Source organism: Mucilaginibacter sabulilitoris, from assembly GCF_034262375.1.
Lineage (GTDB): Bacteria > Bacteroidota > Bacteroidia > Sphingobacteriales > Sphingobacteriaceae > Mucilaginibacter > Mucilaginibacter sabulilitoris.
Genome location: NZ_CP139558.1, coordinates 5,869,803 through 5,896,087, shown reverse-complemented (window position 1 = coordinate 5,896,087; position 26,285 = coordinate 5,869,803). Strand labels below are relative to the sequence as shown.

24 protein-coding genes are annotated in these 26,285 nt (G+C 40.3%); 14 read left to right on the top strand and 10 right to left on the bottom strand.

Annotated features, from left to right (window positions below):
• Positions 1-19 precede the first annotated feature (19 nt).
• Together SNE25_RS25115 and SNE25_RS25110 are read left to right on the top strand one after the other, a co-directional pair.
• The gene (locus SNE25_RS25115) at positions 20-3,190 is read left to right on the top strand and encodes an efflux RND transporter permease subunit (RefSeq protein WP_321561769.1); all 3,171 of its coding nucleotides are present in this window, start codon (positions 20-22) and stop codon (positions 3,188-3,190) included.
• Positions 3,191-3,569: 379 nt separating this feature from the next.
• Positions 3,570-4,112: a hypothetical protein gene (locus SNE25_RS25110; RefSeq protein ID WP_321561768.1), complete on the top strand. Its 543-nt coding sequence runs from the start codon at positions 3,570-3,572 to the stop codon at positions 4,110-4,112.
• 107 nt (positions 4,113-4,219) lie between these two features.
• On the opposite strand, the gene SNE25_RS25105 is transcribed toward SNE25_RS25110, so the two are convergent.
• On the bottom strand, positions 4,220-5,413 hold the full coding sequence (locus SNE25_RS25105; protein ID WP_321561767.1) for a pyridoxal phosphate-dependent aminotransferase: 1,194 nt from the start codon (positions 5,411-5,413) through the stop codon (positions 4,220-4,222).
• Positions 5,414-5,504: 91 nt separating this feature from the next.
• Here SNE25_RS25105 and SNE25_RS25100 point away from each other — a divergent pair, with 91 nt between their 5' ends.
• From SNE25_RS25100 to SNE25_RS25085, 4 genes are read left to right on the top strand one after another with little or no spacing between them, the layout of a single operon-like run.
• Positions 5,505-6,479, top strand: a complete 975-nt coding sequence (locus SNE25_RS25100) for a cation diffusion facilitator family transporter (RefSeq protein WP_321561766.1) — start codon at positions 5,505-5,507, stop codon at positions 6,477-6,479.
• Positions 6,479-6,919, top strand: a complete 441-nt coding sequence (locus SNE25_RS25095; protein ID WP_321561765.1) for an NUDIX domain-containing protein — start codon at positions 6,479-6,481, stop codon at positions 6,917-6,919. The genes SNE25_RS25100 and SNE25_RS25095 overlap by 1 nt, the downstream gene beginning before the upstream one ends.
• The gene (gene bioA / locus SNE25_RS25090) at positions 6,916-8,181 is read left to right on the top strand and encodes an adenosylmethionine--8-amino-7-oxononanoate transaminase (protein WP_321561764.1); all 1,266 of its coding nucleotides are present in this window, start codon (positions 6,916-6,918) and stop codon (positions 8,179-8,181) included. Before SNE25_RS25095 ends, bioA begins: the two co-directional genes overlap by 4 nt.
• Before the next feature lie 2 nt (positions 8,182-8,183).
• A complete protein-coding gene (locus SNE25_RS25085) occupies positions 8,184-8,789 on the top strand; it encodes a hypothetical protein (protein ID WP_321561763.1) in 606 nt (201 codons plus the stop codon).
• Positions 8,790-8,926: 137 nt separating this feature from the next.
• On the opposite strand, the gene SNE25_RS25080 is transcribed toward SNE25_RS25085, so the two are convergent.
• From SNE25_RS25080 to SNE25_RS25050, 7 genes are all read right to left on the bottom strand, one after another.
• On the bottom strand, positions 8,927-10,807 hold the full coding sequence (locus tag SNE25_RS25080; RefSeq protein ID WP_321561762.1) for an LTA synthase family protein: 1,881 nt from the start codon (positions 10,805-10,807) through the stop codon (positions 8,927-8,929).
• 69 nt (positions 10,808-10,876) lie between these two features.
• Positions 10,877-11,521 carry a hypothetical protein gene (locus SNE25_RS25075; protein WP_321561761.1) on the bottom strand — a complete coding sequence of 215 codons (645 nt, stop codon included), beginning with the start codon at positions 11,519-11,521 and terminating at the stop codon, positions 10,877-10,879.
• Positions 11,522-11,595: 74 nt separating this feature from the next.
• Positions 11,596-11,931, bottom strand: coding sequence for a hypothetical protein (locus SNE25_RS25070; protein ID WP_321561760.1), 336 nt, complete (start codon positions 11,929-11,931; stop codon positions 11,596-11,598).
• 131 nt (positions 11,932-12,062) lie between these two features.
• Entirely contained in the window at positions 12,063-12,296 is a 234-nt protein-coding gene (locus SNE25_RS25065) for a hypothetical protein (RefSeq protein WP_321561759.1), read from the bottom strand.
• A gap of 117 nt (positions 12,297-12,413) precedes the next feature.
• The gene (locus tag SNE25_RS25060; protein ID WP_321561758.1) at positions 12,414-12,743 is read right to left on the bottom strand and encodes a hypothetical protein; all 330 of its coding nucleotides are present in this window, start codon (positions 12,741-12,743) and stop codon (positions 12,414-12,416) included.
• 138 nt (positions 12,744-12,881) lie between these two features.
• Positions 12,882-13,217 carry a MerR family transcriptional regulator gene (locus SNE25_RS25055; RefSeq protein WP_321561757.1) on the bottom strand — a complete coding sequence of 112 codons (336 nt, stop codon included), beginning with the start codon at positions 13,215-13,217 and terminating at the stop codon, positions 12,882-12,884.
• Positions 13,218-13,307: 90 nt separating this feature from the next.
• Complete coding sequence (locus SNE25_RS25050) at positions 13,308-13,505, bottom strand: addiction module protein (RefSeq protein ID WP_321561756.1); 198 nt, start codon at positions 13,503-13,505, stop codon at positions 13,308-13,310.
• Between the two features lie 253 nt (positions 13,506-13,758).
• Here SNE25_RS25050 and alaS point away from each other — a divergent pair, with 253 nt between their 5' ends.
• Complete coding sequence (gene alaS, locus SNE25_RS25045; RefSeq protein ID WP_321561755.1) at positions 13,759-16,467, top strand: alanine--tRNA ligase; 2,709 nt, start codon at positions 13,759-13,761, stop codon at positions 16,465-16,467.
• A gap of 196 nt (positions 16,468-16,663) precedes the next feature.
• On the opposite strand, the gene SNE25_RS25040 is transcribed toward alaS, so the two are convergent.
• Entirely contained in the window at positions 16,664-17,170 is a 507-nt protein-coding gene (locus SNE25_RS25040; RefSeq protein WP_321561754.1) for a hypothetical protein, read from the bottom strand.
• Between the two features lie 320 nt (positions 17,171-17,490).
• Here SNE25_RS25040 and gatB point away from each other — a divergent pair, with 320 nt between their 5' ends.
• The 3 genes from gatB to SNE25_RS25025 all read left to right on the top strand — a co-directional run bounded on the left by gatB (position 17,491) and on the right by SNE25_RS25025 (position 20,981).
• On the top strand, positions 17,491-18,960 hold the full coding sequence (gene gatB, locus SNE25_RS25035) for an Asp-tRNA(Asn)/Glu-tRNA(Gln) amidotransferase subunit GatB (RefSeq protein ID WP_321561753.1): 1,470 nt from the start codon (positions 17,491-17,493) through the stop codon (positions 18,958-18,960).
• Positions 18,961-19,069: 109 nt separating this feature from the next.
• Positions 19,070-20,194: a TlpA disulfide reductase family protein gene (locus SNE25_RS25030; RefSeq protein WP_321561752.1), complete on the top strand. Its 1,125-nt coding sequence runs from the start codon at positions 19,070-19,072 to the stop codon at positions 20,192-20,194.
• 97 nt (positions 20,195-20,291) lie between these two features.
• Positions 20,292-20,981 carry a response regulator transcription factor gene (locus SNE25_RS25025; RefSeq protein ID WP_172335194.1) on the top strand — a complete coding sequence of 230 codons (690 nt, stop codon included), beginning with the start codon at positions 20,292-20,294 and terminating at the stop codon, positions 20,979-20,981.
• Between the two features lie 71 nt (positions 20,982-21,052).
• On the opposite strand, the gene SNE25_RS25020 is transcribed toward SNE25_RS25025, so the two are convergent.
• A complete protein-coding gene (locus SNE25_RS25020) occupies positions 21,053-21,535 on the bottom strand; it encodes a hypothetical protein (protein ID WP_321561751.1) in 483 nt (160 codons plus the stop codon).
• A 148-nt stretch (positions 21,536-21,683) separates the two neighbouring features.
• Between SNE25_RS25020 and SNE25_RS25015 the strand changes: the two genes are divergently transcribed.
• From SNE25_RS25015 to SNE25_RS25000, 4 genes are all read left to right on the top strand, one after another.
• A complete protein-coding gene (locus SNE25_RS25015) occupies positions 21,684-22,403 on the top strand; it encodes an RluA family pseudouridine synthase (protein WP_321561750.1) in 720 nt (239 codons plus the stop codon).
• Positions 22,404-22,471: 68 nt separating this feature from the next.
• The gene (locus SNE25_RS25010; protein WP_321561749.1) at positions 22,472-23,935 is read left to right on the top strand and encodes a hypothetical protein; all 1,464 of its coding nucleotides are present in this window, start codon (positions 22,472-22,474) and stop codon (positions 23,933-23,935) included.
• Between the two features lie 376 nt (positions 23,936-24,311).
• Positions 24,312-25,322 (top strand): glutamine synthetase beta-grasp domain-containing protein, encoded by a 1,011-nt coding sequence (locus SNE25_RS25005; protein WP_321561748.1) that lies wholly within the window; start codon positions 24,312-24,314, stop codon positions 25,320-25,322.
• 310 nt (positions 25,323-25,632) lie between these two features.
• Positions 25,633-26,271, top strand: a complete 639-nt coding sequence (locus tag SNE25_RS25000) for a class I SAM-dependent methyltransferase (RefSeq protein ID WP_321561747.1) — start codon at positions 25,633-25,635, stop codon at positions 26,269-26,271.
• Positions 26,272-26,285: the final 14 nt, after the last annotated feature.

Genomic DNA, 26,285 nt, shown 5'->3' with positions numbered 1-26,285 from the left:
TTTATAAAAAATAACAAGAATGATAGCAGATACCTTTATACGAAGACCAGTTACAGCTATAGTTATATCATTAGTGATCGTAATTGTAGGTATATTGGCCATAAGCACATTGGCTATTGGTCAGTATCCGGAAATTACACCACCAACTGTTAACATTACCGGTACCTATACCGGTGCTGATGCGCTAACCGTTGAACAAACGGTTGCCACTCCTGTAGAGGTGCAGGTGAACGGTACCCCCGGCATGACCTATTTGCAAAGTAACAGCACCAGTAACGGCGCCATGAGCATGACCGTTAACTTTGAAATTGGTACCGACATTAATATAGCGGCGCTTGATGTACAGAACAGGGTAGGCATAGCTACGCCTACCTTACCACAAGAGGTTCAGCGCCTTGGCTTAACTGTACGTAAACGTAATCCCAGCATTTTAATGCTGGTGGCCATGTATTCACCCAAGGGCACACATAATGTAACCTTTGTTGACAACTATACCAACGTTTTTGTACGCGATGCTCTTTTACGGGCCAAAGGCGTAGGCGATGTTTTTACCCGGGCTGATGATTTTAGTATGCGTATATGGCTTAAACCGGATAAGCTGGCCGCCCTTGGCATGACGGCGGGTGATGTTACAGCTGCGCTGGCAGAACAAAACGCACAGGTTGCCGCGGGTTCAGTTGGTGCAACCCCACAAGAAAAAGGCCAGCCATTTGAATATACCGTTTTGGTTAAAGGCCGGTTAACAAGTCAGACTGAGTTTGAAAACATTGTTGTACGCACGCAACCGTCAAATGGTGCTATTGTACATTTAAAAGATGTTGCACGTGTTGAGTTAGGTAAGTTTAATTACTCAGGTAATTCATTTGTTGATGGAAAGCGTGCTTCCTACCTGTTGGTTTATCAGGCTCCAAACAGCAATGCGCTTGAAACCGCCGACAATGTTTACGCCATAATGGAGCAACTCAAAAAATCTTTCCCTGCAGATATTGAATATGTTGTGCCATTTGAATCGGTAACGGTAGTAAAAGTATCTGTACACGAAGTAATCGAAACATTGGTTATTGCCTTGTTCCTGGTTATTGTGGTAGTATTCCTCTTTCTGCAAAGCTGGCGTACCACGCTTATTCCTGTTTTGGCTATACCGGTGTCTATCATTGGTACATTCATATTCTTTATCCCATTAGGCTTTACCATAAACACGCTTACGCTATTTGGCTTTGTGTTAGCTATTGGTATAGTGGTGGATGACGCGATTGTGGTGGTTGAAGCTGTTCAGCATTATATGGATGAAGAAGGCATGTCGCCTAAAGAAGCTACGGTACACGCTATGCGCGATATATCGGCTCCTGTTATCGCCATTGCATTGATATTGGCCGCAGTGTTTGTACCGGTAGGTTTTATTCCGGGCATTGTGGGACGGCTTTATCAGCAATTTGCTATTACTATAGCTATATCCGTATTGATATCTGCATTTGTGGCGTTGTCATTAACTCCGGCTCTTTGTACATTAATACTAAAGCCCCATAAACTCGATCAAAAGTCAAAAGGCCTTGATAGGTTCTTTTTTAAATTTAACACATGGTTTGAACGTGTTACAAACAAATACCGCAACGGAGTTGATAAAAGTATAAAGCATTCTAAATTCATTGTTATCATACTGGTTTGTATCATCATAGGTACTATACTATTATTTAGCCATAAGCCAAGCGGGTTTATCCCGACAGAGGATGAAGGCCGTATTTATATTACCTACGATCTGCCAGAGGCATCATCAACAGAACGAACGGTAAATACGTTACGTATGATGATGAAATCGCTTGACAGCATTCCCGAAATAGGACATTATGCCGCATTAGGAGGATTAAACGTAATTACGTTTGCCACAAAATCAAATAGTGCTACCATATTTGTACAGCTCAAACCCTGGGATGAACGAAAAAAAGACTCAGAGGAATTGGTTGGTGTGATCCAGAAGCAGCTGGCCAAATACAAAGGAGCCGGTACATTGGTAATCAGACCGCCTGCTATACCAGGTTTAGGTAACTCTGCTGGTTTTTCCTTTATATTAGAAGAAAAACAAGCTGGAGGTGATATCAAAAATTTTGAAAAAGTACTTCAGAATTTTACTGCGGAGGTAAACAAACGACCTGAAATAGGCAGCGCCTACTCGTTTTTTACCGCACGTACACCTGCGTATCAGCTCACTATTGACAGGGAAAAGACAAAGCGGTTGGGCGTGCAATTGTCTGATGTAAACGCTGCTTTGCAAACTTACATGGGTAGCTCTTATATCAATGATTTGACGTTATACGGCCGAACATTCCGCGTGCTGGCCCAGGCAGATACGAATTATCGTACTAATATTCAGAATATAGGCCAGTACTTTGTGCGTAACCAGGTGGGTACTATGGTACCGTTAAGCACCCTTACAACATATAAGGTAATTGAAAATGCGCCGTTGATATCGCATTATAACTTGTTCAGATCGGCCGAGATTGATGGTACAGCAAAGCCTGGATATAGTAGCGGTGATGCCTTAAAAGCGCTGGAGGAGGTTGCAGCTAAATCATTACCACAAGGATATGGTTATGAGTTTTCAGGCCTTAGCCGGGAAGAAAAAATATCAGGTTCAAAAACCATTTATATCTTCATGTTGTCAATAGGATTTGTGTTCCTGTTCCTGGCAGCCCTGTACGAGAGCTGGTCTGTACCGTTCTCGGTGTTATTGGCTGTGCCGCTGGGTGCCTTTGGGGCGATATTGTTTCTTACGTTTCAATCCAAACTTGATAATAACGTATATGCGCAAATTGGTTTAATTACACTGATTGGTTTGGCTGCCAAGAACGCCATCCTGATTGTAGAGTTTGCTAAAGAACGTGTGGATGCCGGTATGGAGCTTGAAAAAGCAACCCTTGAAGCTGTACGCCTGCGTTTAAGGCCAATTATTATGACTTCGCTGGCATTTATACTTGGCGTTGCGCCGTTGCTATTTGCCTCCGGAGCAGGTGCCGTAGCTCGTCAAACTATAGGATGGACAGTGTTTGGTGGTATGCTTGCCGCAACTTCATTGGCTATATTTATAGTACCGGTGTTATTCTTTATCATTACCCGTTTTGCTTATGGTAAAGAAAAGCTGGCCGAGCTTGAAAAAAATTACAAGCCTGATAGAGGCCATGAACCCGAGGTTTAATACATTTCAGGTAACAAAAAGAGAGGCTCAAGCCTCTCTTTTTGTTTTAATATACACCATCCCGGCTTATTTTGGATTTTAAAAGGAACAATAATTCATTGTTTATCTACAGAACAGCCGGGTTTAACTATTATTATTCAAATTTAATTTAACCGGTAATTAAGGTTAATAACTATAGGTTTTAAAAGAGAGGGCCTGTTAAAGCTGTTGATACTCAATAGATAAAAGCGGCTTTAGCGTACTCGTTGTTAGAGGCAAATAAAAAAGCACGGAAGTTATCTCATAATGTAAGCTTGATATATTATAACAATGGCAAAGTATTTGTTAAGGTGGTGTTAATACAATAAAAATTGTAGAATTATACTAAAAGAACACAATCATGAAAAAATCGACAAACTTTATAGCCGCTGCATTAACTGCGATAGCTATATTTTTAGGAACTAATGTAAAAGCTCAAACTACCCCGGCCAGTGCGCTGCGTTTTGGTATTGGTTTGGAAGTTGGTGCGCCAACAGGAAACGCGCATGATGTTTCTAATTTCGAATTAGGTGGTACTGCCCGTTTGCAATATGGCTTAAGTGATAATCTGGCTTTAACCTTAACTTCGGGTTACTATAACATGTTTGGTAAGGAAGCCGGTAACACCGGGATTAAATTTAACAGTTTAGGAGTAGTACCGGTTAAAGCTGGTATAAAAGCATTCTTTGCGCAAAACTTATATTTTGGCGCCGAAGTAGGTGCTGGCTTTGAAGTTCATACCCCAATTCCGGGTACAGAGAAAAGTACTAAACTTATCCTTGCTCCTGGTATAGGTTATGCATCCAAATCGTGGGATGTAGGTGTACGTTATGAAAACTTCTCGGGCCAGAGTAATAACTACGGTTTAATAGGGTTACGCGTAGCTTACGGATTTGGTTTGTAATTTACATAAACCATATTTACAACAAAGCCCCTTATCAGCTGATAAGGGGCTTTGTTGTATAAGGACTATCTGAACCACGATTAATCCTGGTTCAGATAGTCTCCTGCTTATTTCAATTTATCTAATGCTTCTTTGATCCTGCGCATAGCCTCAATAAGTTTATCTTCTGCAGCAGCGTAAGAAATACGGATAGATGTAGTATCACCAAATGAATCGCCGCCTACAGTGGCTACATGGGCTTCCTCAAGCAAATAAATGCTTAGTTCATCAGCATCCTTAATGGTTTTGCCATTATAGCTCTTGCCAAAAAATGAAGTCACATTCGGGAAAAAGTAAAACGCACCATCAGGCAGGTTAACTTTTATACCTTCAATTTCGCTAAGGAGTTTATAAACAATATCACGGCGTTTTTTGAATGCCGCACGCATTTCAAGTACACTTTCCAGTCCGCCCTCATAAGCAGCCACACCGGCACGCTGGGTAATAGAGCAGGTTCCTGAAGTTACCTGTCCCTGCATTTTATCACAGGCAGCCGCAATTTCCGAATTAGAAGCTGTGTAACCAATTCTCCAGCCGGTCATGGCAAAAGCCTTTGACCAACCGTTAATGATCACTACGCGGTCTTTAATATAGTCAAACTGGGCAATTGACTCGTGCTTGTCAACAAAGTTAATATGCTCATAAATTTCGTCGCTCAGAATATATACATGCGGGTGTTTTTCAAATACTTTGGCCAATCCTTCCAGTTCATCTTTGCTGTAAACACTTCCTGTTGGGTTACATGGCGATGAGAACATGAACAGTTTTGTTTTTGGCGTAATAGCAGCTTCTAACTGTTCAGGGGTTATTTTAAAGTTTTGCTCAACAGTGGTATTAATAAAAACGCTCACACCTTCGGCAAGTTTAACTACTTCTGAATATGACACCCAGTACGGAGTAGGGATAATTACCTCTTCACCGGGATTTACCAGGCAAAGTACCGCATTGGCAATAGCCTGCTTGGCACCGGTTGATACCACTATCTGGCTAAAATCGTAATCAAGGTTGTTCTCGTTCTTTAATTTGGCAACTACAGCCTTACGGAGGTCCGGATATCCGGCTACAGGAGTGTAGTAGGTAAGGTTTTTATCCATGGCCTGCTTTGCGGCCTCCTTGATATGCTCAGGAGTATGAAAGTCAGGTTCGCCAAAGCTAAGGCTGATCACGTCAACGCCTTTAGCGGCAAGTTCGCGGCCCATTTTGGCCATCTTAATTGTTGCAGATTCGGACAAATTATTGATCCGGGTACTTAATGCGCTCATATAAATTATGTTATCGCGGCAAATATAGAAAATAACTTTACTGCTACTTACGCTTGTTATTTATAAATTTGCCCACGCAATAAAGATTAGTTTGAAACAACAGAAAAGAATCATATTAATTTCGCTTATAACAGGGATTTTCCTGATGATGGCGAAGTTCGGGGCATATTTTTTAACCGCTTCAAACTTTGTTCTTACCGATGCTGCCGAAAGCATTGTAAATGTAATTGCCAGCGCCTTTGCCTTTTTTAGTATTTACCTATCGGCGCAGCCCCGCGATGAGAACCATCCCTATGGGCACGGTAAGGTGGAGTATTTTTCGGTATTTATTGAAGGCTCATTGATAGGCATTGCCGGGATCATTATCATCTTTAAATCTGTTTATAGCTTATTTTACCCTTCGTATATACATGATCTGCTTACCGGTGCCATTATTATAGGTGCTACCGGGATTGTAAATGGCGTTTTAGGCTTTTATATGATACAAAAGGGTAAGGCATTACGATCAATAACCCTTGATGCCGATGGCCGCCATTTACTTACAGACATGGTAACGAGCATAGGTTTGGTAGCGGGGTTGATACTTATTAAACTTACGGGTATTTTATGGCTTGATAGCGCTTTGTCCATTGCTGTGGCCGTTTACATTATTATTAGCAGCTATAAGCTTATACGCAAGTCTGTAGGCGGACTAATGGATGAGGCCGATTTTCAAGTGGTGACCGATATTATAAATGTACTGAGCGAAAAGCGGCGTGAAGCCTGGATAGATGTACATAATTTGCGTGCCCAGAAATATGGTCATGAATTGCATATTGATTGCCACATGACCCTGCCAAATTACTTCGATTTAAACAGGGTACATGCAGAGGTATCACTGGTTGACAAAATGATTAACAAAGAGGTAGGGATAAAAACAGAACTTTTTATTCACTCAGATCCCTGTGTGCCTGAATGCTGTCACTATTGCAGCATGCCCAATTGCCCAATAAGGTCTGAGCCTCAAACAGAGACCATAGCCTGGACAATGGATAAAGTAGTACGCAACAAAAAACACTTTGAATAATGGAGTATTTTAACGTACGTGTTTACGGATTGCTGGTAAACGACCGCAATGAAGTGCTGATTAGCGACGAGCAGGAATATGGCCAGCGTTTTATTAAATTCCCCGGTGGCGGTTTAGAAATAGGAGAGGGATTAATTGACGGTTTAAAACGCGAGTTTTTGGAGGAATGTGAGGCTGAAGTTGAAATTATCAGTCATTTTTATACAACCGATTTTTTTGTACGGTCGGCATTTAATGACTCGCAGATCATCAGCGTGTATTATATGGTTAAGAATATTACCTCTTTAAATTTTCCTATAAAAACCATAGCCTATGATTTTGATGGCAAGGGTGATGTGCTGCAGGCTTTCAGATGGATAAATATCGCCGATTTAACTACCGACGATGTTACCTTCCCTACCGATAAACGTGTTGTTGAACTATTACGAGCAGAACTATGAATTTAACCGAGCGCGACCTTAAAGTAATATGGCACCCCTATACCCAAATGAAAACAGCATCGCCACCCATACCTATTGTGAGAGGTGAGGGTGCTGGTTTGTTTGATGAACAGGGTAAAAAATACATCGACGCGGTGTCGTCATGGTGGGTAAATATCCATGGGCACGCGCACCCTTATATCGCCGAAAAAGTATCGGAGCAGTTGCATAAGTTGGAGCATGTGATATTTGCGGGCTTTACCCACGAAGGTGCTGTTGAACTGGCCGAAAGGTTACTGGCTATTTTGCCTGATAACCAGCAAAAAGCGTTTTACTCCGATAACGGTTCAACTGCGATCGAAGTAGCTATAAAGATGTGCCTGCAATACTGGCTCAACAAAGGCAATCAGCGCACTAAAATAATGGCGTTTAAAAACGCTTATCATGGCGATACCTTTGGGGCCATGGCCGTAAGCGGTCGCAGCGCTTTTACAAAAGCATTTGACAGTTTGCTGTTCGAGGTGGAGTTTATTGATCTGCCTGATAAGGATAATATAGAAAGCCTCAAATCTAAGATCTCAAATCTCAAATCTGAATTAGCGTGTTTTATTTTTGAGCCTTTGGTGCAGGGATCTGCCGGTATGATCATGTATGAGGCCGAATACCTGAACCAGTTAATGACCCATTGCAGGCAGGAAAACGTGCTGATGATAGATGATGAGGTATTTACCGGTTTTGGTCGTACAGGCAAACCATTTGCCTGTAACCATGTACAGATTCAGCCAGATATTATGTGTTTTTCCAAAGGTTTAACCGGCGGTACTATGGCCCTCGGATTAACTACTTGTACGCAGGAGATTTATGATGCCTTTTTATCCGACGATAAGCTGAAAACGTTGTTTCACGGACATTCCTTTACTGCTAATCCGGTTGCAATAGCATCGGCACTGGCTAGCTTGGATCTGTTCCTGTTGCCGGCAACTGCCGCCAACATTGATCGTATAGAAACGTCACATCAGCAATTCAGAACCAAAATACAGAACCACGCTAAAATAAAAGAAGTACGCCAAATCGGCACTATCATAGCCATGGAGTGGGAAACCGGCGATAATACCTCATACTTTAGTTCACTTCGCGATAAGCTGTATCATTACTTTTTGGCCGAGGGTGTTATATTGCGTCCCTTAGGCAATATCATATACATTTTACCGCCATATTGCATTACTAATGCCGAACTCGATTATGTTTACAGCAAAATTGAGCATGCACTTGAAGAAATATAATTATGCTTTTGAATAAACTACTACCTCAAATAATTGCTGATAACGAGTTACATTCGCGCTGGCTCAACACGCTGTCGCTGATGGAAAATACCGGGGCACGCAAAATATCGGCGAGTGAAGATCCGCTTACAGTTACCTACATTATATTAAAGCACGCTGCCGAAGAACACCGTCATGCTTTCTATTTAAAAAAACAGTTGGAAAAAACAGGTGTGGAGCTGCCAACTTACGCAGCCGAATATCTTTTAGCGCCCGGTTCAAGCAAGTATTATTTAAATCAGCTGGATATTGATGTTTGTCGTTACCTGAAAAAGGAATTAAACCTGAGCGGATCCGAACTGCGTTTCGCGGCGTATTTGCTGGTTACCTATGCTATTGAGGTACGAGCGGACGAACTTTATCCTATATACCAGGATGCGCTTGATGCGGCTGGCAGCAAGGTGAACGTAAAATCGATTATTTTAGAAGAAGAAGGTCACCTTGAAGAAATGCTGAACCAACTGCATAAATTCTCACCCGATTGGGAAAGCCATGCCAATAAAGCTGTTGAATTTGAAACCAGGTTGTTTAACCAATGGGTAGAGCAGTTGGAGAAGACTTTGAATTAAATACTTCCCTTTGTCATCTTGAGTGGAGCGAAGGATCTATTCTGCGATATAAATAGTCAACAATAGATTCTTCGCTCCGCTCAGAATGACAAGAGGTTAAAAATCAGCGAAATCAACATAATCAAGCCTATCAACGGTCAAAAAGCCATATATTCCGTATATACCTGCTGTAAAAACGCCTTGCCATAAAGTAGTGTTTTGTCGGTAGTTATCTGATCGGCGTTTTTATTACCAGTGTAAACTATTCTCCGGCCTGAGTTATCGTATGATACTGTTTGCTGAGGCAACATAAAGGCAAATCCGTTATCCCAATCAAAAAAGGCAAAATCGGAAGATCCCGGATTAAGCAGGTTTTTTGACCATTTAAACTGATCATGTGGCATGCCCAGCTGCGACAGCAGGGTAGCGGCAATATCGGTTTGGCCACCCAGTTTATTGATTTTTTTACCCCGATATTCGGGTTTTATCACATCGCCGAAAAATAGCAATGGTATGTGATATTTAGCCGGATCATAAGCCTCGGATATATTACGCGGCAGGCGATGACCATGATCGGCTACGAGAATAAATAAGGTGTTTTTATACCAACTTTGCTTTTTAGCCTGTTCAAAATAAGCATTGAGGCATGAGTCGGTAAAGTAGGCGGTGCTCCTGAATTTATTACTGGCATCACCGTCTGCATCGTCATCCGGGAAATGGCCCTTTACTGGGAGCACAAAGGGCTCATGATTGGTTGATGTTTGCAAGTACGAGAAGAAAGGCTGTTTTTGCTGCTGGTTATATTGCAGGTGTTTGTTTAACAATACATCATCATAAACACCCCATTCGGTTTTTACCTGGCTTTTATCAAAGCTAAGCTCATCAATAATATGATCAATGTGGTGGCTTTTCATAAATACGTTAAAGTCCATGTAATTGCTTTTGCCGCCGTAAAAGTAGGTGGTTTGGTATCCGGCGTTTTTAAATACTGATGATAGTGCGGGGAGCTTTTTTTGCTTCGAAGTATCGGCAATAACCGTGCGAATAGCCTGCGACGGGAAACCGCTCATGATAGATATAATCCCTTTGTCTGTACGGTCGGCTGATGAATAAATGTTGTTGAACAGGATACCGTTGCGTATAAACTTTTCGAAGTTAGGGGCCACGCCTTTGTCGCCTCCCAATGATTCAATAATGCTTGCCGTATAGCTTTCTAACTGGATGATTACCACATTTGGGCGGCTGGTAGTTAATACGTGTGGTGTAGAGTCGGGTTCTATACTATATATATCTTGCACCAGTTGCTTTGCGCCATTGGGCTGCATAAACAGGTAAGGGTTGTATGGCCGTCTGAAATTTTCGAAAATATTATTAAACAGGTTCCATTCTGTGTTCAGGGCGCATTGGTTCAATATTTCTCTGTCAGAGAAATAAGCTGCGTTCTGATTGATGGGTTCGGTTTGCAGGCCACCCCGCATAAACAGGAAATTTATAAACAGCAACAGGCAAATTAAAACAGCCTTAAGGCGTGGTTCAGTAACCGGTTTCTTAAACTGGTAATTAATGATATAATTTGACAGCAAGATGCCGCTTCCCATCAGTAGTAACCCAATTACAATACATCTGCCAACGGGTGATGACCCGGTAGAGGCCAGCGCCTCAGAAGGTGCATGATATAGGGAACTGAATACCCTGAAGGTTACTTTGGTACCCCATTCCCGGAAAATATTAAAATTGAGTACCGTGTTTAACGATATGCAAAACAGGCAAAACCATACATAAACTTTAAGCCATATGGGTTTAATGGTACTGCGCGGAATGCACCAGTTAACAGCAAATACCAGTAATGGGATAGTACAGATATAAGCTGCGGTCGAAGCATCAAGCCGGATGCCGTAAATGAATGTTTGCAGAATTTCGCCAAAACCGGCTCCTTTTAGCTTGTGGAAAAAGTATATTTCAAATGTTGCCCGGGTGATTGCGAAAAACACCAACCAGAAAACGAAAAATCTGATGAAGCTAAAAAGGTTTCTTAACATACGGGGGTACAAAAATAGTACTTTAACCGCAATGTTAAGAAACCTTTAATGAATTGTTAGTGAAGAGGCTTATCTGCCGCCGCTCATCGCTTTAAGATCATCTAACGAAATTTTTTCAAAATCGGCAGGAATACCGAATGTGCCAGCTGGTACTTTCTCGTCAGATATGCTTTTTACAGTAACTTCGGTGCTTTGGCCCTGGCTAAAAGAAGTGTATTGTACCGGGAAACCACCTATGGATCTGTAGTATTTGGCAATGCCGGTTAAAGGTACTTCAACGTCATTGGTAATCCATATGTCGTATGTCTTTTTTGTTTTGGCATCGGTAGCTACTACCTTTTTGCAGTTAAAGCCCGAAATTTGTTTAGTTTCAGTGCCGGGTGCAAAGGTAAAGTTTGGCATGTCTGCCATTGCCTGATCAACTTCATCAGGAGTAGCTATAGCTGCTTTTTTGATATTGGCAACAGGTACATCAACCAAAATAGCCATTGATTTTCCATCAGCATCTGTTAAAATTTTAATGCTTGCAGGTCCGGCAGTAAAAGCAAACGCGCTTGAGTCTGAACGGAAATAGCCTTTTGCGTCAACGGCCTGTCCCCTCATGTTAGTACTAAAGTTAACCACACCTTCTGTGTATTTTTTTTGTGCGCTGGCGCTCAAAGCTGTTGCAGTAAGAGCCAGGCCCAGGGCAACGTTAAGAAATTTAATATTCATAGTTTTTGTTTGATTTATACCAATTTACTGGTTTCTGATTAAAAGACAAATTTATTAGTGCTTGGTTTAATTTTTCAATTAGATGTAGCAACTAATAAAATGTTACGTCTTAAAAAGCTATAATTTATACGCATGGCCCTAGCCTCTGTTTCAAGCTGTAAAGTTAATATACCGGCGTTGTTGCCGTCTATAATAAGCGTTTGATAATCATAATTTTTATTTATCTGGTGCAGACCGATATGAGGGTTCCCGCTAATGTACAGAAAATCGATTTTTAGCTTTTGAGGTAATTGAATGCCGGATAGATTTTTGTCAAATACCAGTATTTTTTTATTGCAAAACTGTATAAGGTTTCCTTGTTTTTTAAGATAAGGCAGATTGATGTTTTGTTTAAGGTTATATAGCCGCATATCGTTTATTTTACAGCTATCCAGATAGGGCTGTACAGAATAGCGGTAGTTTTTATCAGTATCGGCCAGGTTGCTTAATATAACAGCGCTATTACTATTTTTAAATACTATGCCGGTGTTTTTGCGCAGGTTTAAAAAAGCAACTGAATGGCATTAATGGAATTATATCTCTTTACGCTTATGCTTATACACAGCGACATCAGGCACGCCATACTCAATTTAAGCAGCCAGTTTTTTTTATCGTGCAAAAAGTAAAATAGACTGATAATAATAACATAGGCAAGCAGGTATTCGGTTGTGGTGAACCATATTTTATTGATACTGACAAAGGGAGCGTGTTCAATAAAAGCTAACGCGTTGTTCATGAGCACAATAGTTTTTTCAAGTACCCAGGTCAATATAGTTGAAAGTACCGGCACCCATGAAAGCAGCAGACAGCACAAGCCACTGTAAACCGGATAAGGCCATTTTTAAACTGGGGTTCATTGTTGATGCGTACAGAAATATACTGCGCAAGGCAATCGGGAAAAATGATCGCGATGATTGATCTCGTTATAGCTGATTACGCTGAGCCATCCGGCTGTAAATACAATAATACCGATGAGCAAACCACCCAGCCAGCGCCGTTTATATAAGCCCAGCCGCCTGTAATTTAAATTAAGCGTAATAAATACAAAGCTGAGACCAATAAACAGCCCGGATAAAACTGGTAAATAAACCGCCGAAATAAAGCTGATGCCAACCGCAATACCCAACAAATAAGGCATAAGCAGCACTACAACCGGAATTTCGCCTTTGTGGTTAGCAAGCATGGATGTCAATAAAAAATAAAGATATGTTTTCTTAGTATCAAGTAGTGAGTATCATGTATCAGGATTTTTAAAGAGGGTGCCATGTTTTAATATCAATTATAAAGATCTTGATACTTGATACGCGTTACCTGATACCATCTACAACTCGTCACGCACTTCCAACAGGAATTTTTTTATATTTTCGAGCGAATCAATAACACGCTGATTTTCTTTGGTATCAGCCATGTTATGCTTTAAATGTTCTTTGGCGCCGTTAAGGGTGTAGCCTTTATCGCGTATGAGGTGAAATATGATTTTAAAATTCTCTATATCCTCGGGGGTAAAATAACGGTTGCCTTTCTTGTTCTTCTTGGGCTGCAGTACATCAAATTCCTTTTCATAAAAGCGAATAAGCGACTGATTTACATCAAACATGGCCGACACCTCACCCATGGTATAGTACATCTTGCTTATTTCGCGTTCTTTATAAGGCATGTGCAAATGTATTCGTTAATTTCGAATTTCGGAATTTTTTACCAGGCAAATTGAAAGACAGATACTGTGCCGGTATTAAAAGCAGCAGGATTATAAAGCCTCGCTCCAGGGCAGGGATGAAGCTTTCCCAGCCAGCATATCGGCTCTGCGCTGATCCAGCTCACTTAGCTGTTCATCGGTTACATAATCGTTGTTTTCAATTTTGTATTGATAGTTCAAGCTGTCTAAAAAGGCCAGTAGCACTTTTTTTTCCTGATTGTTTTGAATGTCAACTTTGAGCGTTTCCATAAGCAAATTTACTCTTTAATTTATCTTAAATGAAAAGAACCACGTTATAAATTTAATAACGTTAAAGCTGGGGAAAGGTTGCTCATAAAGTTAATTATTTATGGTGTATGTAGTTCAGCATCAATGACGATTTTTTTGATTGTTTTCCCGCCGGTCGCTATTGTGTAAAGGTGAGTTGTTGCATTTCGGCTGATATTATCTTTCCTCGTTTCAGACTTTACGACTTGCAGACTAATAATTACATTTGCACCCTATGACAGCTTTACAGATACGCCAGGCTTTTCTTGATTTTTTTGTTTCTAAGGGACATACTATTGTGCCTTCTGCACCCATTGTTATAAAAAACGACCCAACCCTGATGTTCACCAACGCGGGGATGAATCAGTTTAAAGATATATTTTTAGGCGAAGCACCTGCGAAAGCGCCGCGCGTAGCCGATACCCAGCGTTGTTTACGCGTAAGCGGTAAGCATAACGATTTGGAAGAGGTGGGAATTGATACCTATCACCACACCATGTTTGAAATGCTGGGCAACTGGAGCTTTGGCGACTACTTTAAAAAAGAAGCTATTGCCTGGGGCTGGGAACTGCTTACCGAAGTTTACAAATTACCTAAAGACCGCCTGTACATAACCTATTTTGAAGGTGACGAAAAGGACGGCCTCGAGAAAGATACTGAAACCTATGAGTTCTGGAAGGCACTTGTTGCCGAAGATCATATACTACGTGGTAACAAGAAAGATAATTTTTGGGAAATGGGCGAAACCGGCCCCTGTGGTCCATGCTCTGAAATTCACTTTGACAGCCGCCCGGATAGTGAGCGTGCCGAAGTTGATGGAGCATCCCTGGTAAATGCCGATCACGACCAGGTTATTGAAGTCTGGAACATTGTGTTTATGCAGTTTAACCGCTTAAAAAGCGGTGCTTTGCAATCGCTGCCAAATAAACACGTGGATACCGGTATGGGCTTTGAACGCTTAGTACGTGTGCTGCAGGGAAAAACGTCTAACTATGATACCGATGTTTTTCAGCCGATGATCCAGTTTATTGCTGAAAAAAGTGGTAAGAAATATAATAGCGCTGCCAAACCGGGTGATGCAGATTGGAATGAGGCCGTTGCCATGCGTGTGCTGGCTGATCATATTCGGGCCATTAGCTTTGCTATTGCAGATGGACAGCTGCCTGCAAGCAATAAAGCAGGTTATGTCATCCGTCGTATTTTACGTAGGGCGGTACGTTATAGCTATCAGACTTTAGGGTTTAAAGAGCCGTTCTTTAATCAGCTGGTGCCGTTATTGGCTGAACAGTTTAAAGGGGTGTTTGATAATTTGTACAGTCAGAAAGATTTTGTACAGAAGGTGGTTTTGGAGGAGGAGGTTTCTTTCTTGAGGACATTACAAAGTGGTATATCAAGATTTGAAGAATTTGTAAATTCGGTAATTCCTTTCACAGGTGGAAAAAGTATAGATGAAATCGGTGATAAATGGGACGAATTTGAAAAAGCTTTTAAAAGCAAGATTATTTATGGTGCTTTTGCTTTTGAATTACAAGATACATTTGGTTTTCCAATTGATTTAACTGAGTTAATGGCCCGTGAAAAAGGCTGGACTGTTGATATGGAGGGTTTCGAAGCTGCTCTTCAAGCCCAAAAATCTCGTTCCCGCGCTGCCACAGCTATTGACACCGGCGACTGGGTAATACTCAAATACGACGAAAGTGTTGAGTTTACCGGCTACGATGAAACCGAGACCATTGCCCACGTGGTAAAATATCGTAAGGTTACCGCTAAAGGTAAAGAACAATACCAGATTGTGCTGGATAAAACACCTTTTTATGCCGAAAGCGGTGGCCAAGTGGGAGATAAGGGCGAACTGGTTTTTCCGGATGGGGAGATTGTAAAAGTAACCGATACCAAAAAAGAGAACGGTTTGATCGTACATTTTGTAGATAAGCTACCCGAAGATATTGATGATGCGCTTACCGCTATTGTTGACCCTGCACTGCGCAGCCAAACCAATAGTAACCACTCGGCTACGCACCTGTTGCACGCTGCTATGAAGCAGGTTTTAGGCAGTCATGTTAATCAGAAAGGCTCATTAGTTAATGCCGATTATCTGCGGTTTGATTTTTCGCACTTTGCCAAAGTAACCGACGAAGAACTGGCTCAAATAGAAGCCATCGTGAATCAAAAAGTAAGACAAAATATCCCATTGAAGGAAGAACGCAGTGTACTGTATGCAGAGGCCATTCAAAGCGGCGTAACCGCCCTGTTTGGTGAAAAATATGGTGAGTATGTGCGCGTAATTACTTTTGATGATGAATTTAGCAAAGAGCTTTGCGGCGGTACACATGTAAAAGCTACCGGGCAAATCGGGTTCTTTAAAATAATTGCCGAAAGTGCTGTGGCTGCTGGTGTCAGGCGTATAGAGGCCATTACCGGTGTTGCCGCCGAAGTTTATATCAACGAGCAAAGCAACCTGGTTAACCAGCTAAAAGAGCTGCTTAAAAACCCGAAGAACATACCCAAAAGCGTGGAAGGCTTGCTTGATGAAAATAATAAGCTAAAAAAAGAGATCGAAAAATCAATCCTCGAGAAATCATCGGGATTAAAAAACGAGTTGGCTCAAAAGGCCAAAGAAATTGGAGATGTGAATTTCATTGCCCAAAAAGTAGCCCTGCCCAATGCCGATGCTGTAAAGAACCTCGCATATCAGCTTAAGGATATTGTACCAAACTTGTTCCTGGTGCTGGCTGCTGATTTTGATGGTAAACCAAGTCTTACCGTTATGATAGCCGAAAACCTGGTAAAGGAAAAAGGCCTGCATGCCGGTAATATCGTAAAAGAACTGGCTAAAGAAGTAAAGGGCGGCGGAGGCGGTCAGCCATTTTTTGCTACAGCAGGCGGTAGTGATGTTACCGGATTGGATGCAGCGCTGGCAAAGGCTAAAAGTTTTGTTGGGTAAAAAAATAGAATAGGTCATGCCGAATTTATTTCGACATCTCACTTGCAAAGTTGCAGATATGCATGGCTTAAATCAGCAAATGAGGTGCTGAAACAAGTTCAGCATAGCAATGATCATGAGCTAATCGCAATCTATAAAAACAAAAAAAGACCGTGTAACAGACGGTCTTTTTTAATTGTTAATTTATATTGGGATGTTAATGCTTGTGGTGACCTTTATGCTTGCCATTATCGTGATGTACTACCACTGTTCTGTGTACAACTTTGGTTCTTGGTCTTACATAATGTGTGCGGTTAATAACGCGTGTGTTATTGTGTACAATATAATGGTCGCGGATAATTACCTGCCTGTCATGAGTGCCTCTGTAACGGGCATAGCGCGCACGGTCGGTATTATAATAGGTGTAAGCACGCGGACGGTTAACAGCAACCTTATAGCCGGTTTGAATGTTATAGGTGCTGTAACGGGGTGGCAACGCGCTTCTGAAAACCCATCGGCCACCGTCTAAATAAACATATTTGTGGGTAGGTACATAATAGTAGCTTTCTACATCCGGTAAATAGTAATAATTAACACCAGAGTATTCTGCAGGCGGGTTCCATAAACCTACGTTTACATTTACATGCACCTGTGCTTTTGTTTCAGCAACCGAAGCTGCAAGTATAAAGCAGCCTGCAAGCATTCCTAAAATTATCTTTTTCATAGTATCTTCTTAATAGTGCGGCTTGATCAATTATTGTGCCGTTTTAACAAATAGACACGTATGCTTAAAGAAGGTTTAACGGAAAGGAGATCTTACTGGTGGCCGGCAACAAAAATCTCAGTAAGTGTTATAAGACAGTTTGTTTTAAATCATATTAAATCAATAGTTTTAATCGGCATATTGCCTTAACTTAGTGCCGTGGTAATAGCATTAATATGAATTTTATACCCTGTTTAATGGTTAAATGATGTTTATACTATATTTAACTTTTATATATTTGACCTTACAATCAGTAAAATTATAGCTGAATTTTTATTTTTATGACAGTTCTCGAAAATGGGGTAAGTGACAAGTACGAAGTGGTTATTGGCCTCGAGGTACATGCCCAGTTATCCACCTTAAGTAAAGCATTCTCAGCAGATTCAGCTGCCTTTGGTGCCGAACCGAATCACCACATCAGTGCCATATCGCTTGGGCATCCCGGCACGTTACCGTTTCTGAACAAAAGGGCGGTGGAATACGCAGTAAAAATGGGTCTGGCTTGTAATTGTACTATCAACCTTAATAACAGCTTTGCCCGTAAAAACTATTTTTATGCTGATTTACCTAAAGGGTACCAGATCACCCAGGATCATGCGCCGGTTTGTTTGGGGGGATGGGTGCCCGTAAAATTATCAGAAGGCAAACAAAAAGATATTGCTATCCACCATATCCACATGGAAGAGGATGCCGGTAAAAGCATGCACGATCAGCACCACGCCGATTCACTTATAGACCTGAACAGGGCAGGGGTGCCCTTGCTTGAAATTGTAACCCAACCTGATATGCGCAGTGCCGAAGAGGCTGGTCAATTCTTAACAGAAACCCGTAAAATACTGCGTTATCTTGATATTTGCGATGGCAATATGGAAGAAGGCAGCATGCGATGCGACGCCAATATTTCTGTAAGGCTTAAAGGCGCTACTGAATATGGAAACCGTTGCGAGGTAAAAAACCTTAACTCCATACGTAATGTACAACGTGCTATTGAACATGAATTTGCCCGTCAGGTTGATGTTATTGAAAATGGCGGCCATATAGATCAGAATACATTGAACTTTAATGCGGATACAGGCGAAACATCGGTATTGCGCTCCAAAGAAATGGCTAATGATTATCGCTATTTCCCAGAACCCGATCTGCCGCCATTGATGTTAACCAATGAATACGTTGAAAAGATACGGCAAGGTTTACCTGCGTTGCCAGCACAATTGTATCATAAATATACCGAAGAACTCGGTCTTTCTGCTTATGACGCTTCAGTAATAACGGCTGAGCGCGACCTGGCCCTTTATTTTGAAGACCTGATTAAACATACCGGTCATTATAAAGCTGCGGCCAACTGGTTAATGGGCGCTGTAAAATCATATCTGAACGATCACGATGTAATCATAAGCAACTTTGTTGTTACACCGCAGCATTTGGCAGGTTTGATTAAACTTGTTGACGCTGGTGTGATAAATAATTCTGTAGCTTCGCACAAATTATTCCCAGCTATGATTAAAGAGCCGGCAAAAAATGCTGAGCAGCTGGCTAAAGAACTTAACCTGCTAATCAGTTCGGATAATGATGATGTGAGCCGCTTTATACGCGATGCCATAGCTAAATACCCGGACAAGGTTATAGAATATCAAAAAGGTAAAAAGGGAGTTTTGGGTTTGTTTATGGGCGAGATCATGAAAAGCTCGAAAGGAAAGATCGATCCGCAGAAAACAAACCAACTGTTGATAAAGGAATTAGAATCAAAGTGATAATGGGCCTCACTCTTCCCTCTCCGGAGGCGAGGGTTCAAAGGAATAATTTAAAGCCCTCTCCTTTGGAGAGGATTTAGGTGAGGCTAAATTTAGAATCAAAGTGATAATGAAGAATCGCATAATAGCAACGGGTATATTTTTTTTAACTGTAGTCCTTTTTTCATGTAAGGATAAAACAGCATTTACCATCTCGGGTACCATAAAAAATCCATCGAGCTTAAAAACAGTATATCTGCTTGAGGCAGATAGCACACAGGTAAAAGTTATTGACTCTACCACTTTAAGTGAAAACGGTAAATTTCAGTTTAAACACGAAAGCCTTTACGCCAATTTATATAAATTGCGTACAGGCGACGCTATATATGACCTGATAGCAAAAAACGGCGACGATATTGATTTCACTACCGATTTAAAAGATAACACCCACGCTTATACCATTACAGGATCTGATGACTCTGATAAAATAAAGGAGTTTAACAAGATCAGTAACTTTTATGGCGACAAAAATAATAAAGTGGTTGCCGAGTACCAGGAAAAATCACAGGCACTGGGTAAGCAATCCGATTCGCTGTTAAAAATATATATGCCTGTTTTTCAAAAAAACATGGCCGATTATAGCAATGCGGTAATGAAATTTGTGAATGATAATAAAAATTCACTTGCCGGGTTCTACGCTGCAACATCGCTTGATGTTTATAAATACGAGCCGCAGCTGGTTGCCTACGCCGATGAAATAAAAGATAATTTTAAAGATAATCCGGGCGTACAGCAATTTATTAAACAAATGGAAAAGGCTAAACCTGTTTCCGTTGGGCATAAAGCTCCCGATTTTACCACCGCAGGAATTGATGGTAAGCCAGTTAAGTTGTCTGATTATAAAGGAAAATATGTAATGGTTGATTTCTGGGCTTCATGGTGCCAGCCTTGCCGCCAGGAAAACCCTAACGTTGTGAAACAGTATAACGCTTTTAAATCAAAAGGGTTCAATATTTTAGGTATATCCTTAGATAAAGAGAAAAAAGACTGGCAAAAAGCTATTAATGATGATAAATTAACCTGGGCGCACGGATCAGACCTGAATGGGTTTGAAGGCGCTACAGAGTTGCTTTATCATATTGAAGCTATCCCGTCAAACTTTATTATTGACCCACAGGGGAATATAGTTGCTAAGAATATTACAGGTGCTGATCTTGAAGCTTTTTTAAACAAAACATTTAGTAAGCCTCAATAAATCGTTAACATAAGGTAACCTTTAACAATTTGTTAATATTTACTTAACTTTTAGCTGTTGTAAAGTGTATACTTTTATACAAAAAATTTAACGTACCATGAGCAACTCCTCCAAACAGAAAATACTTATTGTTGACGATGAACCCGATATTTTAGAGTTAATAGAATATAATCTGAAAAAAGAAGGTTATCAGGTGTTTTTAGCTCGTAACGGTCAGGAAGCAGTTGCCGAAGCAAAAAAATCATTACCTGACTTGATCGTGCTGGATATCATGATGCCTAAAATGGATGGTATTGAAGCATGCCGTATTATGCGCACCATGCCCGAGTTTAAAAATACCTTTATGGTATTCTTAACCGCTCGTAGCGAAGAGTACTCTGAAATTGCCGGCTTTAACGTAGGTGCCGATGATTATATTGCTAAACCAATAAAGCCCCGCGCACTTGTAAGCCGCATAAATGCTATACTACGCCGTAATGCGCCTGCTGAGGATACTCCTGATAACAAACTGGAAATTGGCGACTTGGTTATTGACCGTGAAGCTTATCTGGTTTATAAAAATGGTGTTAAGGTTGTACTGGCAAAAAAAGAATTTGAATTGCTATATCTGCTGGCCTCAAAACCAGGTAAGGTATACACCCGCGAAGTAATCCTTAAAAACATTTGGGAAGATTCGGTAGTAGTTACCAACCGTACCATTGATGTGCACATCCGCAAACTACGCGAGAAATTAGGTGATGATTGTGTAGCTACAGTAAAAGGTGTAGGCTACAAATTCGAAGCATAAACTTATACTTTAATAAAACAAAAAGGCGAAGAGGTTATTTCTCTTCGCCTTTTTTGTTGTGACGCATAAATTTACTTTGCTGAAGCAGCTTTTTTCTTAACGGTTGTGGCTGCCTTAGCTGTTTTGGCGGCAACTGCTTTTTTAGCTCCCGTGGCTTCGGCTTTTGCTTTTGTAGTTATTGCCTTAGCCTTTTCTGATGCTTTGGCTTTTACCTCAGCGGCGGATTTTTTAGCGTTTGCAGTTTGCTCTTTAGCGCTCGCGGTTATAGCTTTCGCTTTGGTATCGGCCTTGGCTTTTACGTTGGCTGCGGCAGCCTTTGCTTTGGTGGCTGTGTTGTCCGCTTTTTTGGCCACAGTTGTTTTAGCTGTTGTGGTCCTTTTTGCAACAGTGGCTTTTTTAGCAGTTACTTTTTCCTTTATGTCTTCAATTTTGTCTTCGGCTTTATCTTTTAATTCTTCGGCTGTCTCTTTAGTGCTGTCCCATAGTCCTTCAATTGTTTCTTTAACCTTTTCAAAAAATCCCTTTTCTTCAGGTTTGGTTGCTTTGTTGCTCATAGTTTTTATAGACAGATGATTATATAAGTTTAATTATGGTATTTAACCATCGTGGTTACTGTTTGTTTTACAACCGGTTAAGAAATGGTGGTTTACACTAACAGCAGTTTAAATTATAAACCGTATTTTTGCCCGCTATATTTTGAATATGAAGTTTCCGAAATTTGCCGACCTTATATTATTTGAGAACGATGATGTGATAGTAGTTAATAAACCACCCTTTTTAAGTTCGCTTGATGAGCGGGAGGGAGGTGAAGTTAATTTATTGCGGCTGGCTAAGGCTTATTGGGACGATGCCCAGATCTGTCATCGGTTGGATAAGGAAACTTCTGGTGCGTTAATCATTGCAAAAAATCCGGAAGCTTATCGTGCGGTATCTATGCAGTTTGAGAAACGACAGGTAAAAAAAGTTTACCATGCTGTAATTGATGGTACCCATACTTTTGAAAATCTGCTCATTGATCTGCCCATTTTAAATATGGGCAAAGGTAATGTAACCATAAGCCGGCAGGAGGGCAAACGGGCCGAAACCTGGTTTCAGTCTTTAAGATACTTTAAACATTATACCCTTGTAGAGTGCCGGCCGGTAACAGGACGTATGCATCAAATTCGTATACATTTGGCTACGCAACGGGCGTCTATAGCAGGCGACGAGATGTACAAAGGTGAGCCGGTTTATTTATCAAAAATAAAACGTAAGTATCATTTAGGTAAAGATCAGGAAGAATTGCCTATCATGAAGCGTTTTGCCCTACATGCTTATGAAGTTACTTTTAAGATAAATCCGGAAACCGAGATAACCATACATGCGCCATATCCTAAAGATTTTGAAACCTTATTAAAGCTGCTTGAAAAATTTGATAGTTAGTGGCAATAATATGCGTAATATTTGCTTTAAATTAGGCGGATGTAAATTTATATGAAAAATATGCTTGCATGCTGACAGCGCTACGCTCTATTATATTGCTTTTATTTACCTGCTTTTTTAGCACGGCATTTTCGCAGTCTGTCTCGCACGATAGTCTTTTAAGTTTTATTAAGTTAAATAATAAAGATTTTCGTGAACAAAAAATAGTAGGCTATATTAAAGCAAGTATCCAGGATCTACCACTTAAGGGACTCAATCAAAAAAAAGGTTCCATAGTTCGGTCAATTACCGGCTCAAATATCGAAAATAAACAAGCTTTAATACTATTAACGGAAGCTATATACCAAAAACGGCTTTTGAATTTTGAAGAAGCTAAAAAAAAACTGTCAAAAGCAATTGGACAGGTGCAAAAAGACTCCGATCATTTTTTATTATATACTTTTTTTACCTATCTGGCATTTACACAAACGGATGAAGGTAATGTCATTGATGCGGTTTATAGTTATACGCTTGCTAAAAATGAGGTTCAGAAACTTAATAATCCCTTTTTGGAAACCTTGCTTTGTATTAATATTTCTGACATATATTACAGGAGCGGTTTGTACAGTCAGTCTTTAGTTTGTTTAGATGATGCAATGGATTTGTATACCAGGCGTAACATGAACCAGGTAAACGTACTAAGACTAATATACTATAACAAGGCCGAGAATTATTTCAGAACAGGAAATTATGATTCATTAAATGTATACCATAAAAAATTAAGCAGACTTAAAAATGACATCTACCAACTATATACTTCGCAAAAACGTACCGGTTATTATCTGTTATTGCTAAAACATAATTATAAAACTGCCATACCTGTTATTAATACATTAGTAAAAGATAGCCTGTTTATAAAAGTTGATATTGATGAGCAATACCTGGCCAGTGCATATTTTAACAATGGACAAATAGATTCGGCAAAGTACATTATTAATAACTTATTGTCGCGCCCTTCCCTGGTAAACCATCCCGAGATAAAGGTTCATTTGTATGAGATGCTTGGCGAAATAGCCGGGATTAAAAATGATAACAAGCTGGCTGTTTATAATTTAAAACTTGCCTTGCAGCAATCAAAACAAAATATTAATAACCTCACACAGGTAGGTAATATATCATCGAATATGAAAATTAACGATGTACAAAACCTATACAATCAAAATATGCTAACTTATAAAAAAGACCAGTTAAGGCTCAGATTTATTGTGGCTCTGGCATTTTTAATAGTAGTAATAGTCACCATTTTTTATCGCAGCAACAGGCAAAAGCGGCACTACGAAAAACTGTTATATGCGGCAAAAAAACACGAACTGGCCACAATCAATTCGCACGAAGTTCGAAACCATCTTTCAAATATATTAGGTTTGCTTGATTTAATGAACGATGAGGATAATAAGGGAAGTGAATTGTTAAAAACAAAAGATTACCTGCAATACTCAGCTGAGCAGTTGGATAAAGCATTGAAAAATGTGTCGCAAAAATTAAGTGATTAATACGCGGGATTAAAGTAGGCCTGTAATGAATTTTTATAATAGGGGATTATTAGGCCTCCTGTTTATCAACTTTGCCTTCTGTGCTTAATTTAGCCCTGAAATGTGCTCTTTAAACGATCGATATTTTAATATTTTGCATTTTTAATAAAAAATGCGTGCTTTACGGGTAGTAAAATATTAAAATGTTAAAAAATAATTTTATTAACGTTGATTTTACGTATTTGGATTGTAAAAGTGGCATTTGTGGAAAAAAATTATAAAAATTTCACAAAAATGTAATGATTTTTATAAAAATAGTTTAAATTCGCCTTAATAATTAGTTAGATTAATAGAAAAACTATAATTAGAACCATAACATTACAAATTAACTTAAAAAATGGCAACTAAACTCGAGTACATTTGGCTTGATGGGTATAAACCAACACAAAGCCTGCGTAGCAAAACTAAAATTGTAAAAAGCTTCAGCGGTAAAGTTGAAGATTTAGATAACTGGAGCTTTGATGGTTCATCAACAGAACAGGCACCAGGTGGCTCATCTGATTGTATTTTGAAGCCGGTTTTTACTGTTCCGGATCCGCAAAGAAAAGATGCTTATTTAGTAATGTGTGAGGTACTTAGCGCAGATGGCAAACCTCATGAGTCAAACGGTCGTGCTCATATTGAGGATGATGATAATGATTTTTGGTTTGGTTTTGAGCAGGAATACTTTTTATGGGATCCTAAAACCGACAAACCTCTTGGTTTCCCGGCAGGTGGGTACCCAGGTCCGCAAGGCCCATACTACTGCTCTGTAGGTGCAAACAACGCTTTCGGTCGCGAAATTGTTGAAGAGCACTTAGACGCTTGTTTAGAAGCCGGCTTAAATGTTGAAGGTATCAATGCTGAGGTTGCCGCTGGTCAGTGGGAATTCCAGATCTTTGCTAAAGGCGCTAAAGAAGCTGGTGACCAGATCTGGGTTGCTCGTTATTTATTAGAAAGAATTGGCGAAAGCTACGGTGTTAGCATCAACTGGCATTGCAAACCATTAGGTACATTAGACTGGAATGGTTCAGGTATGCACGCTAACTTCTCAAATACTACTTTACGTACTGCAAACAGCAAAGAAACTTTCACCGCTATCTGCGAGGCATTCCGCCCAGCTGTAGCTGAGTGTGTTGCTGTTTATGGTGCCCATAACGAACTGCGCTTAACAGGTAAACACGAAACTGCATCAATCACTGATTTTAGTTATGGTGTATCTGACCGTGGTGCTTCTATCCGTATTCCATTATATACAGTTGATCATAACTGGAGCGGTTACCTGGAAGATCGTCGTCCTAACTCGGCTGCCGATCCGTATAAAGTAGCTGCAGTTATCATCAAAACTGTAAAATCAGCAAAACTTTAATCCCCTTTTAATATCTTTATTGTATCCCCGGTCTGTAAAAAGACCGGGGATTTTTTTTGGGGGATAGTTGACCTAACACTGAAGATTTGTCAAATTGAGCTTGTCGAAGATTCGTGTGTAATTACTCAAATGCACAGGATTTAAATATTATGATTACTTTTAAATAGGAGTTATGGATAACCTGAATATGAGAAAACAAAAGTGGTGAGTGTGCCGTGGAGGTTATGCATTCTCCAAAACGAATGAAGCGATAGAAAAGGTAAGGACAGGAAAAGTCAAAATTAGGTTAGTATTGGAAAAACAAAAATAAATGAATTCACAGGACAAAGTATTACACTGTTACAACCAGGTAGCCGACGACTATGCGGTTGAGCGCTGGGACGAACTCTCCCGAAAACACATTGATAGATTGTTATTGAGAGAATTTGCGGCAGCTAATAAAGACCAAGGACTATGTGCCGACTTTGGCTGCGGACCTGGACAAACAACAAGATTCCTGTACGACAATGGTTTAAAAGACATCATCGGTATTGATCTGTCGCCGGCGATGGTCAATGTAGCCGGTAGACTTTCACCTCAAATTAAATTTGAAACCGGAGACTTGTTAAATATCGCTTATCCGTCAGGATATCTTGGAAGTGTACTTGCATTCTATGCGATAGTACATTTTACCAATGACCAGATCAGGAAGTGTTTTGGAGAAATAAACAGGGTTTTGAAAACCGGGGGGGATTTTTTGTTTTCTTTTCACGCCGGAGAGGAAGTAGTTCATTTTGACAAAGCCCATGACAAAGAAGTGGATATTGATTTATACTTCTTTAAAACAGACGATATCGTAGCGCTACTTCATGAAACGGGTTTTGATATAATTGATGCTATAGAAAGACGTCCGCATAAAGATGCGGAATTCCAAAGCAGGCGTGCCTATATCTGGGCCGGTAAAAAATGAAGAGAATCCCCTTT